Source organism: Nocardioides sp. LMS-CY (genome assembly GCF_018732145.1).
GTDB lineage: Bacteria > Actinomycetota > Actinomycetes > Propionibacteriales > Nocardioidaceae > Nocardioides > Nocardioides soli.
Map to the genome: position 1 here is coordinate 4,835,772 of NZ_CP076104.1, position 12,352 is coordinate 4,848,123.

General features: G+C 72.6%; 7 protein-coding genes. 3 read left to right on the plus strand and 4 right to left on the minus strand.

Annotated elements, in window-relative coordinates; translation table 11 throughout:
• Window positions 1-4: 4 nt before the first annotated feature.
• The 3 genes from KM427_RS22920 to KM427_RS22930 form a co-directional block, all read right to left on the minus strand.
• Window positions 5-169: a hypothetical protein gene (locus KM427_RS22920; protein ID WP_183592083.1), complete on the minus strand. Its 165-nt coding sequence runs from the start codon at window positions 167-169 to the stop codon at window positions 5-7.
• A 203-nt stretch (window positions 170-372) separates the two neighbouring features.
• Complete coding sequence (locus KM427_RS22925) at window positions 373-576, minus strand: cold-shock protein (protein ID WP_183592084.1); 204 nt, start codon at window positions 574-576, stop codon at window positions 373-375.
• 746 nt (window positions 577-1,322) lie between these two features.
• Window positions 1,323-7,367: a DUF5979 domain-containing protein gene (locus KM427_RS22930; RefSeq protein ID WP_215525430.1), complete on the minus strand. Its 6,045-nt coding sequence runs from the start codon at window positions 7,365-7,367 to the stop codon at window positions 1,323-1,325.
• 342 nt (window positions 7,368-7,709) lie between these two features.
• Between KM427_RS22930 and KM427_RS22935 the strand changes: the two genes are divergently transcribed.
• From KM427_RS22935 to KM427_RS22945, 3 genes are all read left to right on the plus strand, one after another.
• The gene (locus tag KM427_RS22935) at window positions 7,710-9,365 is read left to right on the plus strand and encodes a sigma-70 family RNA polymerase sigma factor (protein ID WP_215525431.1); all 1,656 of its coding nucleotides are present in this window, start codon (window positions 7,710-7,712) and stop codon (window positions 9,363-9,365) included.
• A gap of 134 nt (window positions 9,366-9,499) precedes the next feature.
• Window positions 9,500-9,667 (plus strand): hypothetical protein, encoded by a 168-nt coding sequence (locus KM427_RS22940; protein ID WP_183592087.1) that lies wholly within the window; start codon window positions 9,500-9,502, stop codon window positions 9,665-9,667.
• Window positions 9,664-9,915 carry a hypothetical protein gene (locus KM427_RS22945; RefSeq protein ID WP_183592088.1) on the plus strand — a complete coding sequence of 84 codons (252 nt, stop codon included), beginning with the start codon at window positions 9,664-9,666 and terminating at the stop codon, window positions 9,913-9,915. Before KM427_RS22940 ends, KM427_RS22945 begins: the two co-directional genes overlap by 4 nt.
• Before the next feature lie 16 nt (window positions 9,916-9,931).
• On the opposite strand, the gene KM427_RS25645 is transcribed toward KM427_RS22945, so the two are convergent.
• Window positions 9,932-12,334 carry a helix-turn-helix transcriptional regulator gene (locus tag KM427_RS25645; protein ID WP_252274783.1) on the minus strand — a complete coding sequence of 801 codons (2,403 nt, stop codon included), beginning with the start codon at window positions 12,332-12,334 and terminating at the stop codon, window positions 9,932-9,934.
• Window positions 12,335-12,352: the final 18 nt, after the last annotated feature.

Sequence of the window (12,352 nt, forward strand, 5' to 3'; positions counted from 1 at the left end):
GCGATCAGGTCTCCCGACGCGGCCTGGGGACGACCCCGAGGATCCGGTCGATCTCCTCGGTCGACAGCCGGCTGTCGGTCTCGCTCGCCGCGATGATCAAGTTGGTCGTGAGCTCGACTTCGCCGAGGAGGTCGGAGTCCTCAAGGGAGATGTCGAACTGATCGTGCACCTCATCACTCCCCGCGCCTGTCGTCGTTGCTGACCTCCGCATAACGTCAAGCGTGCCCGACGGTCACGGCGAACAAACGCCACCGGCGAAATCTGACCCGTCCGGGCCATCGCGCCTGCTCCGAGTGGGCGACTCCAAATTGACGAGAGGCCCCACCCTCGCGGGTGGAGCCTCCTGTCGACGTCCGTGTGAACGGCGTCAGATCACAGCGGGCGAACGTTCTCCGCCTGCGGACCCTTCGGACCCTGGGTGACCTCGAACTCGACCTTCTGGTTCTCGTCGAGGGACTTGTAACCCTGGGTCTGAATGGCCGAGTAGTGGACGAAGACATCGTCGCCGCCGCCATCCTGCGCGATGAAGCCGAAGCCCTTCTCCGCGTTGAACCACTTCACAGTGCCCTGAGCCATCTGCTCGTTACTCCTCTGTCGGGGCGAGAGACCGCCACATCGACGGTCCCGCACCAGGTGCGGGTGACACGTCGCTCCGACTTCTCGTGAGTGGCAGGCCCACGAAAGAGGAAACGCCGTTGGCTCACAAACTCCGCGGGCGTCAGACCTGCTGGAACTTGCACCTGTTGCGTGGCACACGTTACCAATCCTCGATCCGGACGAAACCGCCTCGGGCGGGATTTCTCAACTCGCGGATGAAGGTCGCCCCACGGCGACGTGGCCGCCCGGGAAAGCGCCGCCGACCGGGACCGGAACGGCTACCGGAAACGGTCGACCCGGGGGCGCTGGGGACGATGGGGGTTTCATCGAGGGATGCAGGCGAGGCCGCACCTCCGGGGCGAGCTCACCTGGGGAGGCGCAGCTCCGTCTTCATCCCGTGATGAAGCGTCATCACGGGCGGGCGGGCCCACCCCACCGCGAGTTCGGTGGAACGAGCGAACCCGGCGAAATAGAAACAAGCCGCGCTGGCGTCTCGGGTCACCAGCGCGGCTTGTGAGAACGACTGTAGCCACCCGGACGACACCGTCCAAGCGACTCGCAGTCGTCTTGCGGAAACCTTGCGATTGGGCGATTCGGGCGCCCGGCGAAGCCGGATCAGGGGCGTGCGGCGCGGCGGAAGTGCCGCACGTGGCGGGCCGCCGAGCGGCGGACCCGCCCGGTCCGGGCGGCCGGAGTGGCCGTCCCGGACCGGGTCTGGTCCAGCCTCAGGCCCGGCCGGTCCGCCGGCTGCGCCACACGAGCGTCGCGCCGCCCGCGCACAGCACCGCGGCGAGCCCGAGGAGGCCGAGCGCGGGGCCGCCCAGGTTGGGCAGGATCCCGTCGTCACCTGCGCCGGCGCCGGTGCCGGCGACGTCGCCGTCCTCGCCGTCACCCTTGTCGCCGCGGCCGTCGAGGTTGCCGTCGACGGTGCCGTCGAAGGTGTTGACCACGGTCACCTCACGGTCCCGGTCGACGACGACCTTGCCGTCGGCCTTGCCGTCCTTCGGCTTGCCCTCCTGGAAGGTGACCGTCGCCGCCTTCGGCACGTCGACCTCCGTGATCGTGCAGGTCGCGCCGAGCGGCACCTCGATCGTGCGGCTCCGGCCGTCACGGAGCTCGAACGCCGCGTCGCGGTCGCGGAGCTCGACCGGGCCGAGGTCGGTGGTGCAGGTGACCTCGAAGGAGTACGGCCCGGCCGGTCCGTCGACGACCTTCTTCGTCACGACGAGCTCGGCGGCGTCGAACCGGTTGTCGATCCCGATCGTGCCCGGCTGGGTGCCGAGCACTAGCGGTGCCGCGGGACCGGCGTGGTCGACGACCGACGCGGTCGCGCCGCCCTGGTCCGTCTCGACCGCCCAGCACTCCGCGCCGACCGGCAGGTCCGGAACCGTCACCGGCTTGCCGGCGGCGATCGTGAACGGCGCGTCCGTGAGGATCGGGGTCTTGACCCCGCCCTGCGGCAGCACGCACGTCACGGCAACCTGGAACTCCCGCCCGGCGGCGTACCGCGCAGCGTCGCCCGTGACGACCTTGTCGAGCACCACGGAGGTCAGGTCGAACGTGTTGACGACCTTGATCTCCAGGTCCTGGAGGTCGCTGGGAGTCCCCGGCAGCACGGTCACGCCCGTGTCGAAGGACCCGGCGCTCACCGTGTGGCCGCTCGCACCGCCGGTCCCGGTCTCCACCGCCCAGCAACGAGCGCCGGCCGGCAGGAGGAGCGGGTCGCCCGCCTGGTCGCGCACCTGGATGCGCTCACCGCCGCGGATCGCGAGGGTGCCGGAGTAGAGGACGTTCGTCGGGGCGCCGATGGCGCAGGTCACGGCCACGTCGAACACCGCACCGGTGGCGTACGACGCGGTCGCGCCCGCCCCGGCGAGGGCCTTGCTCAGCGCGATGGTGCCGGCCGAGAACTCGTTGGTGAACGTGGCGCTGACCGTGTTGTCGTCGGCGTTCTCGACGATGGTCACCGTCACCGGCGCCGGCGTGGCGTCGGCGCCGCCGGCGTCGGTCTCCGTGACCGTGCACTCGGCGCCGATCGGGAGCAGCAGCGGGACGTCCGCGACCAGCTCCGTCTCACCGGCCGGGCGCGGCACCGTGACCGTCACCGGGGCGATGGCCTCGCCCTGGAACGTGCACGCCACCTCGTACTCGAACGGGCCCTTCGGCAGCTTCTCACCGGTGCCGGTGATCCGCTTCAGGATCTGCAGGTGGCCCTGGTCGAAGGTGTTGGTGACGGTCAGCGACAGCGTCCCGGTGGCGCCGGCGGTGACCAGCAGCCCGGCCGACGGGTCCACGTCGGAGGAGGTCGCGCCGCCGTCGTCCAGCTCGGTGGCGGTGCAGGTCGAGCCGACGGGCGCGTCGAGCGTCTCGCTGTCGTCGCCGACCAGGTCGACGGTCACGGGGAACCCGGTGGCCGTCACGCCGTCCATGGCGCAGGTGACCTCGATGGGATACGTCGTGTCCGCGCCGTACGCCTTGGCGTCGCCCTCGACGAGCTTGGCGACCTCGATCTCCGCGAGCGGGTAGCTGTTGGTGACCGTGACGCTCGCCGCCGGGGCCGGGTCGGACCCGAGCTGCGGGTCGATCGTGACGACCGCGGGGTCGTCCTCGGGGTAGTTGGTGACACCCCCGTAGGCGTCGGCCTCCCACACCTCGCAGGTCGCGCCGCCGGGCAGCCCGGTGACCTCGTCGGACTCACCCGGTCGCAGCGTGAGCGTGCCCGTCGCGACGACCTGGGCCGGGTTGCCGATCGGCTCGATCTCGCAGGAGTAGTCGATCTCGAACTCCCGGTCGTCCACCGGCAGGTCACCGGGGTTGGCCAGCAGCTCCTTCTCGACGTGCAGCGTGCCGTACGCCGTCGCGACGCCGACCTGGATCGGCTCCGTCGGCGGCAGCACCCGGGTGCTGCCGTTCGCGCGCTTGGTGGTCTCGGCGTGCCCGAAGGAGTTCCACGCGATCGTCGGGTCGGCGACCTGCGCGACCTCGAGCGGGGTGTTCATCGAGAACGAGATGCTCACCCCGGCCCCCGGCGCCAGCGGCGTGCCCCAGTGGACCCGCAGCTGGGCCGCGACCACGTCGGCGCTGAAGTCGTCGGCCCACATCTCCGGACCGCACGCGTTCGTCATCGAGAGGTCGGCCGTGCAGACCCCCGCCTCGCTGTCGGCGTAGGTCGTGGTCAACGCGCCGCTGCCGACGAGCACGGGCTCGGTGGCCAGCCGCGGACGGTTGTCCCACTGGGTGCCGCGGTCGGTGCCGCTGAGCACGACGCCCTTGTCGCCCTGCACCGGGAACCGGTCGATGATGCGCATGTCGGTGGCCGGCTCGGTGCCGGCGTTCACCATGCGGAGCAGGTAGTCGTAGCGGTCGCCCGGGTTGACCAGCGCGACGCACGGGTACGCCGTGTAGGTCCGGCCGCCCTCGGTCAGCGAGGGGCAGACCGAGGCACCGACGGCCACCGGCTCGTGGTTGCGGTTGTCCCACCAGCCGAGCGCGTCGTTGCCCGCGACCCACTTGCGGGCCTCGAAGGCCGCGCCGGCCTTGGTGGTGACCGCCGCCGAGTCGGTGCACCAGGTACCGGTACCGAAGGTGCCGTCGGTCGAGGTGCCGGTGCCGGCCGCGCAGGCCAGGTCGTCGGCCGACGAGGAGGCACCCATCCGGTTGGTGTTGACCAGGCCCTCGGTCACGCCGGGGGCGAGCCGCACCTGGATCTCGATCGCGAACCTCGCGCCGGGCCGCATCACCCAGTCGCCGAACGACCAGTGCAGCTCGGAGATCCGGCCGGCGTCGCTCGTCGTGGTGAACGTCGGCGTCGGCGGGTCCTCGGTGCCGGCGGGCACCTGCACGTCGACGATCCGGTAGCCGACGCCGGACTGGTAGCTCTCGTCGAAGGTCAGGCCCGCGGGCAGCAGGTCGGTGACGACCACGTTCGGCAGGTCGGCCGTGCCGGAGTTGGTCACCTCGAGACGGAAGGGTGCGTTCTCACCGGGGGCGATGGCGCTGTTCGGCGTCTTCTCGACGTCGAGCTGCGGGTCGCCCTCGACCAGGTCGAGGGTGGCCTCGACCGGGTCGATCGGGGCGAGCGTGCCCGGGGTCTGCAGCCGGGTCTCGTAGCCGGCGGTCGCGCTGTTGTCGAGCTCGGCCGGCGGCATGGCCTCGGCGTCCGAGCGCAGCGTGCTGCGCGGGTGCACGTCGAGCACCACGGCACCCGTGCAGTTCGTCGGCGTCGGCGTGCCCTCGCAGGGACGCAGGGAGTAGCCGCCGTCGGAGTTCGTGAACGTCAGCCGCACGCCGATGACGTCGCCGGCCGCGACGCCGGCCGGGAGGGCGTAGCCGCTCGAGACCGGCGTGCCGGTGACCCAACCGCCGTCGGTCAGCGCGTCGACCTGGAGCCGGTTGGCGCCGATCGGGTAGGTCACGGAGCGCACCTGCCCGAAGTTGACGGCGTCGAAGAAGTCGGCGTCCGCATCGGTGATCTGGAGCCGCTTCGCGCTCATGTTGCCGGTGTTGGCGACGGTCAGACGCACCTGCGCGGTCTGCTGCGGGACGCCGGGGATCGGCGCCGGCAGCTGACCGGGCGAGATCGACTTGTTGAGCACCGCGCCGCTCGCGGCCGGGGCGGTGGTCACCTCGGCCGAGCAGACCGCGGGACCGGTCCAGCCGACCGCACCGGCGGCGAAGCAGTTGCTCAGCGTGACGCCGTCGGGCACGCCCGCGCGGCGCTCCGTGACCAGGTCGACGAAGACCCGCTTGGTCGGGGTGAGCTCACCGTCGACGAGGGCGCGGACGCCGGTGGCCCGGGCCAGCAGGGCCGTGTTGCCGGCGGCGTACGGGACCCAGGTGTCCGCGTCGGGGTCGAAGACCTCGAGGTCGACGTCCGGCGTGCCGGCGTCCTTGCGGACGGTGGCGGAGACCAGCGACAGCACGGTGAACGGGTTGTCGGTGGTGCGCGGCTTGCCGGCGCCGTCGGTCGGCGGGTCGTTGAGGACCGGGTCGACGAGCGGGACGTTGCCGTTGTTGGTCAGCGTCAGCGTGAACGGGATCGGCTGGCCCGGGGGCACGGAGGTCTGGCCGACCGACTTCACGCCGCTGCCGCCGCTGGAGCGGGCCTCGACGGGCAGCGACGCGCAGGCGTTGCCGGACGTGGTGCCGGTGCTGTCGGAGGTGTCCGCCTGGGCGCGGTACGCCGCGCAGTTGACGACGCCCGGCGACGTGCCGTTGGGCAGGTCGTCGTTGGTGACATCGTCGTTGAGCGTGCCGTGCACGTCGAGGTACGCCGTGGCGCCGATCGCGATCGAGGGCTTCCCGTCGCCGTCGACACCGGTGTAGACGACCTCGATGCTCTTCACGCGGGTGCCGGTCCGGCTGATGTCGACGGTGGCGGTGGCGGAGAGGTCCTGCTCGAGGTCGGCGCTGCCGTCGTCGTACTTCACGACCAGGTGCGCGGTCGTGGCACCGGTCGGGAAGCGCAGCCGCACCTTCGTCAGGTCGAGCTTGTCGAACTCCGACGTCGCGGCTCCGGCGTCGGGCTCCGTGATCCGGATGTGCCGGAGCGGGAAGGCCGAGTCATTGCGCACGGACACGGTCGCGGAGACCGGGGAGTCCTCGCCGACCACGGCGTACTCGCCGGTGTCGCGGGTGAAGTTGCCGTTGGTGTCGGCGAAGAAGGACTTCTGGGTGTGCACGAGCACGGTGTCAGGCAGCACGTCGAAGGGCGCGCACACCGAGGCACCGCTGGTCAGGGTGTCGGTCTCGTCGACGGCGCCGGGCACGGCGCAGTTGCTCACGGTGAGCTTGGTCGTCGGCGTGAGGTCGTCGCCGCTGGAGCGCAGGGTGTCGCGGAGCGCGAGGCCGAGGCGGACCTGGCCGCCGGTCGCGTCGTACGGCAGCGGGTCGCCGGAGCTGTCGGTGAAGACCACGCGGACCCCGGTGACGGCACCTGCCGTCACGCCGCCGGGCAGGGCGAGCGCGCCGGCGGCCGAGGCGACCGCGCCGGCCGACCAGTCGGACTCGGCGGCGCAGCTCGAGCCGGCGGCGGTGCACACCAGCAGCTGGGCGCGGTCCGCACCGGCCGGGAAGGAGAGGAGCTCGACGTTCGTGAGGTCGAAGTGCTCGTACGTCGCCGGCGTCACGTCGGTGACCCGCAGCTCGGCGACGCTCACCGAGCTCGACGAGGCGTTGCGCACGCCGAGGGTGACGGTGGTCTGCTCGCCGCTGCCGGCGATGGCCGAGCCGTCGGCCCAGGTCTTGGTCGCGACCGGCTTGACCTCGCGCGGCACCGAGACCGGGAGCACGTTCTCGTCGAAGTCCTCGGGCGCGTTGTCGGCGACGGTGGTCGCCCGGTTGGTGATCTCCGCGCCGTCGAGCATCGTGGTGTTGGCGGGCAGGCGCATGCCGATGTCGAAGGCCCGGGTGGCGCCGTCGTTGAGGCCGATCGCGCCGACCGGCTCCTGCAGCGGCTCGATGAAGCGGACCGTCAGGGTGCGCGTCGACGCGTCGTAGTCGACCTCACGGGTCTCGGTCGACGGGGGCAGCGAGGTGACGTCCAGCCCCTCGGGTAGCACGTCGGTCACCGTCTGGTTGACGCAGCCCGTGGTCAGGCCGGAGCACCGGACGGTGAGCGTGTAGGTGAACTGCGCACCGGGGGTCACCGAGGACCCGTCGAGGCTGCTCTCCTTGGTGATGCCGACCTGTGACTGCGCGGGCGCGGCGTCGGCCACCCCGATCGGTCCGGTCGTCATCACCGCCAGCGCCATCGCGGCCGCTGCGATCACTCTGGTCGCGAGTGTCCTGCGTCGCCGGGTCTTGCCCATCTGTTTCCCCACATCCGTGTCGCCGTAGCCTTCCGAGCGTCGGACGCAAGGGTCCGACCGCTGCTAGAGACCCCTGATCTACGGGTTCCTTACGGCTTCCGCACACCGGGGAGCACGCGGTCTAGACCGTCGCTGTCGAACCCGGGAACGAGCGGGTGAACCAGTGGGTGAATCCCGCCCTCCTGTGGTCCGATCGGGGGCAAGCACCCTCGCCGAGGGGGATGCTGACGGAGGCTGTGTCCACGTCACGGCGCCGTGGCGTAGATGACCCCGACACCAGGCGCCATGAGGAGATCGACCCCGATGACCGCGTTCTTGGAACGTGAGTCCGCCAGTGACCTCGACCTGATCTCCGCTGCTCGGAGCGGGGACGACGAGGCCGTGGCGGAGCTCTACGTGCGGCACCACGACGCGGCGGCCCGGTATGCCCGCGGCCTGGCCGATCCCACGACCGCGGAGGATCTGGTCGCCGAGGCGTTCGCCAAGCTGCTGGAGAGCATCCGGGCCGGCGGCGGCCCGTCCGTGGCGTTCCGTCCCTACCTGCTCCGGACGGTCCACAACGTCTACGTGAACCACGTGCGCCGCGACAGCCGGCACGCCTGGGTCGAGGACGCCGACGAGCTCGACGCCCCGCTGCCCGACGCGACGGAGCAGCGTCAGGAGTCCGTGGTCCTCGCGAACGCCTTCGCGGCGCTGCCCGAGCGGTGGCAGGCCGTGCTGTGGCACACGGCCGTCGAGGGCGAGGACCACGAGACGGTCGGGCGGCTGCTCGGGCTGAAGGCGAACGCGGTCGCGGCCCTGGCCTTCCGGTCTCGCGAGGGTCTGCGGAGCGCCTACCTCGAGGCGCACCTGGGCGCCGTGCGCGACGAGGCCTGCCGGCCCTTCCGGGACCAGCTCGCGCCGTACGTGCGCGGTCGGGTGCGCGGTCGGCGGCGGCAACGACTCGAGGAGCATCTCGCCGGATGCCCCGACTGCACGGCGGGCTTCCTCGAGCTCAACGCCCTGGGCGCCGACCTGGGTGCCGTGCTGGCCCCGGCCCTGCTGGGGGCGTCGGCGGCGGCGTACCTCGGCACCACGGCCGGTGCGGGCACCGGCGCCGCCGTCGGGCTGTTCGGGGGCCGCGGCCTGCGCACCTCACTGGCGGTGGCCGGCGCGGTAGCCGCCGTAGCCGCCCTCGCGGGCATCGGCTTCGCGCTGTTCGCGCAGGGCGACGAGCCGGACGACACGATCTCCGCCGGCCCGCCCGGGCAGAGCGCGGGCACCATCCCGGCACCGCAGACCAGCTCCCCGACCGCCTCGCCGACGTCCGCGTCGGCCGAGTCGACGATCACCTTCCCGCCCCCGGCGGAGACGACCGCTCCCGCGCTGGTGCCCACCCGCACCCCGGACCCGTCGACGCGCCCGGACCCGAGACCGACCTCGGAGCCCAGCACGACACCGAGCCCGACCGCCAGACCGAGCTCGAGCCCGACGCCGACCGCCACGCCGACGTCGCCCCCCGTCGTGCCGCCCGCCCTGGAGCCGAGCGAGACCCCGACCGAGACGCCCACGGAGACTCCGACCGAGACCCCCACGGTCGATCCGAAGACCCAGGAGGATCTGACGATCGAGGACGGCTCGCACACCTACTACGACCCGCACCACCACGTGCAGATGACGGTCAGAGCATGGCTGGATCCCACCGTCATCACGCTCCGCGTGCACCGCCTCGAGAGCTTCTGGGTGCACGACCAGTCGTCGTACCTGCCGATGACGGACCGGGACTCGCCGTGCGAGCAGCGACACATCGACGGTGACCTCACGGAGCTGACCTGCCGGATCTCGGTCTCACCGCCACAGCGGGGCACGTTCGCGATCGACCTCGTCGTGTCCGGCGAGCTCGACGTCGTCGCCCGGGTCTCGGCCGCCGACAACGCCGACCCGAACCCGGACAACGACGAGCTCGTCTTCCGGAGCTGAGACTGGTCCAGTCCAGCCGACCGGGTCCACCGAGACGCCGTAAGCAACGGCGCGCTCGCGAGTCTTCCTCGGGCCGGCGCCGCACCGTCCCCACGGCGGCGTCGGCCGCTTGACGTGCAGGAGGACAGGCAGCCGTGGAAGCAGAGGACAACCGGGCCGTGCAGGAGATCATCGAGTCGCTGGAGCCGGGAGAGCGGGCGGCCGTCTTCGCGCTGTGGGCCGACGAGCTCGGCCGCGGCTGGGTCCCGAAGCGCACCGATCTCGAGGCCGCGCTCCACGTCGTCCGCAGCAGACGGCCATGAGCCTGCACGACCGGATCGACGAGCAGATCGAGGAGCTGAGCCGGGGCCGGCTGGCCTTCGACGTCCGTGAGCGGCGGCTGACCGGGCGGGGTGCCGACGGCGACGTGGCGCACGAGCTCGAGATCTCCGAGGTCGAGCTCCGCGGGCTGCTCCAGCGGCTTCTCCTCGACGCCCCGCAGCCGCTGGACGACGAGCCGCTCACCGTCGCCGTACGTCTGCTGCTCGACCACCTCGACGAGCGGCTCTGACCCTGGATACCCGGCGTCAGTCGAGCAGGCCGATCCGGCTCGCCTTCCGCACCGCCTCGGTGCGATCTCGGACCTGCAGCTTGCGGTAGAGCGAGGCGACCTGGGTCTTGACGGTGTTGCGGGAGACGAAGAGCTCCCGGCCGACCTGCTCCAGCGACAGCCCGCGGGCGAGCGCCTCCAGCACGGCGAGCTCGCGCGGCGAGATGGCCGGCAGCTCGTCGACGAGGTCGTACGGCGCACGGACCCCGGCCTCGCGCAGCAGGACCATGACCTGCCCCAATCCGGACACCGCGCGCCGGTGCCGCTCCAGCAGGGACGTCGGCACGTGCGCGAACGGGAGCACCATGCGGTCGCGCCGCGCGGCGTAGAGCGCTCGCGCAAGGGCGTCCTCGGCCCCCGCGGCCGACCCGTCGAGGCACCAGGCACGCAGCACCAGCGCCTCGATCTCCAACGCGGTCGTCGGCATCCCGGCCGCCGCGACGGCGTCGAGTACCTCGAGCGCCTGGTCCGGCTTGCCGGCCACCCTCTCCAGGCGGGCCCGCGCGAGCAGGGCGGGCACCGATCCGGGGTCGGCCTCGGCGAGCAGCCGGTCGGCGACCGCGGTGCGCCCGAGCGAGATGCACAGGTCGACCTCGGCGGCGTCGAGCAGGCCCTGGAGCCACGGAGTCTCCGGTCGTCGTAGCGCTGCCTCCCGCAGCGCGGCGAGCTCGGCGCGCAGCCGACTGCGGCCGCTCCAGAGCAGCGCGTGCTCGGCCTCGAGCCAGGCGACGAACGGCCAGAGGTCGTCGTTCACGACGCCCCCCGCCCACAGCCGGTCCAGCGCGTCCCTGGTCCGCGGCCGGTCCAGGACGTGCAACGCGTCGAACGCGAGCGCGATGCGGCCCGCGACGCCGACCGGATCGTGGCGGTGCAGCCACTGCCTCGTCGCGTCCCGGTCACCGCTCGCGGCCGCGCTCAGGACGCGCTCCTCCGCCGCCTCGTCGGCGATCAGCAGCACGCGGCTCGCGGCGCCGAACTCACCCGACATCAGCCGGGCACGACCGGCCTCGAGTGCCGCGCGGCGTACCGGCGGCGACCCGTCCGCGACCCCGGGCGACCCGAGGACGGCCTCCACCCGGTTCGCGAGATCGAGGGCGGACTCGTGCTCCCCCCGACGCCGGTCGCGGACCAGCAGCAGCGTCAGCAGCGCCAGGACCTCGGGGTCCCCGGCCCGGTCGACGAGCTCGTCCATCGCGGCCGACCGCAGCTCGGTCTCGGCCGACCGGGCCGCGGGCGACAACGGGGTCGCGTCGTCGGGCAGCGCCGCCTGCCGGCCGATCTCGGCGGACGGATGCCCCCGCACCTCACTGGCCGGGACCTCGCGCAGGTCGGCGTCGGCGATCTCCCACCAGTGGTCCTCGACGACCTCGACCGCCAGCGCCCAGCAGCGGCCGGACACGGCCTGGTGGAGAGCCCGCTGGGGATCGCGCTCCCCCAGCCAGTACCGCGCGACCTGCTGATGCACCGCGGCCGCCGGTCCGAGCACGCGCTCGTCGTAGCGGCTGCCGAAGAAGTCGCGCAGCACCGGCGGGAGCCGCACCAACGGCTCGCCCTCGCTGACCAGCGGGTCGAGGATGCCGATGTCCTCCAGCGCGGCCCGGGCCACGTCGTCGAGCGGTCCGGTCGCAGCGAGCACGGCGCCGTACGTCGGCTGCTCGACCAGTGCGGTGCGGACCAGGGCGGCGAGCGCCGTCGGCGGCAATGCGGGCTCGATGTTGGCGCCGACGAACCAGGCCACGTGGCGCGGCGACCAGGCGGTCACCCGCTGCTGCTCGAGATCGGGCAGCGACTCCAGGCCGGTGCGGACCAGGGCCGCCCAGCCGCCGACCGAGGCCCGGATCGCGTCCGCCTCGTCCTCCGGCAGGTCGAGGTCGAACTGCTGCGCGAGGGCCCGGACCTCCTCGACGGTGAACTGCAGGTCACCCAGCCCGACGACGCGCGTCTCGGTCTCGAGCAGGGCCTTCGCGACCGGGTCGAGGCGGCGCCGCAGGCAGAGCACCAGGTGCACCTCGCGGCAGTCGCGGACGATCTCGACCAGTTCGTCCCCGATGGCGGACACGATCGGCTCGGCGTTGTTGACGACCAGCGCGAGCCGGCGCTCACGCGCCTGCAGGTCGCGGCGCAGCCGCCGGAGCGTCGCGGCGTCGTCGACGCCGGCCGGCACGCCGGCGTACCGCACCAGGGCCGCCACGACGTCGGCCGGGTCGTCGACCTCCCCGTCGAGCCAGATCACGTCGTGGCCCGCCGCACGGGCGTGCACCGACCACTGCACGGCCAGCACCGCCTTCCCCGCACCGGACGGCGCCAGGATCAGCGAGATCGGCGACCACTCGTCGAGCATGTCCAGCAGTCGCGGACGGACGAGGAAGTCGGCGTTCACCCTGGGTAGAGGCGTATC

What these genes read in the sequence shown, in the direction of transcription:
- KM427_RS22935 (WP_215525431.1), top strand. Translation starts at nt 7,710, where the DNA reads ATGACCGCGTTCTTGGAACGTGAGTCCGCCAGTGACCTCGACCTGATC.
- KM427_RS22945 (WP_183592088.1), top strand. Translation starts at nt 9,664, where the DNA reads ATGAGCCTGCACGACCGGATCGACGAGCAGATCGAGGAGCTGAGCCGG.
- KM427_RS22925 (WP_183592084.1), bottom strand. Translation starts at nt 576, where the DNA reads ATGGCTCAGGGCACTGTGAAGTGGTTCAACGCGGAGAAGGGCTTCGGC.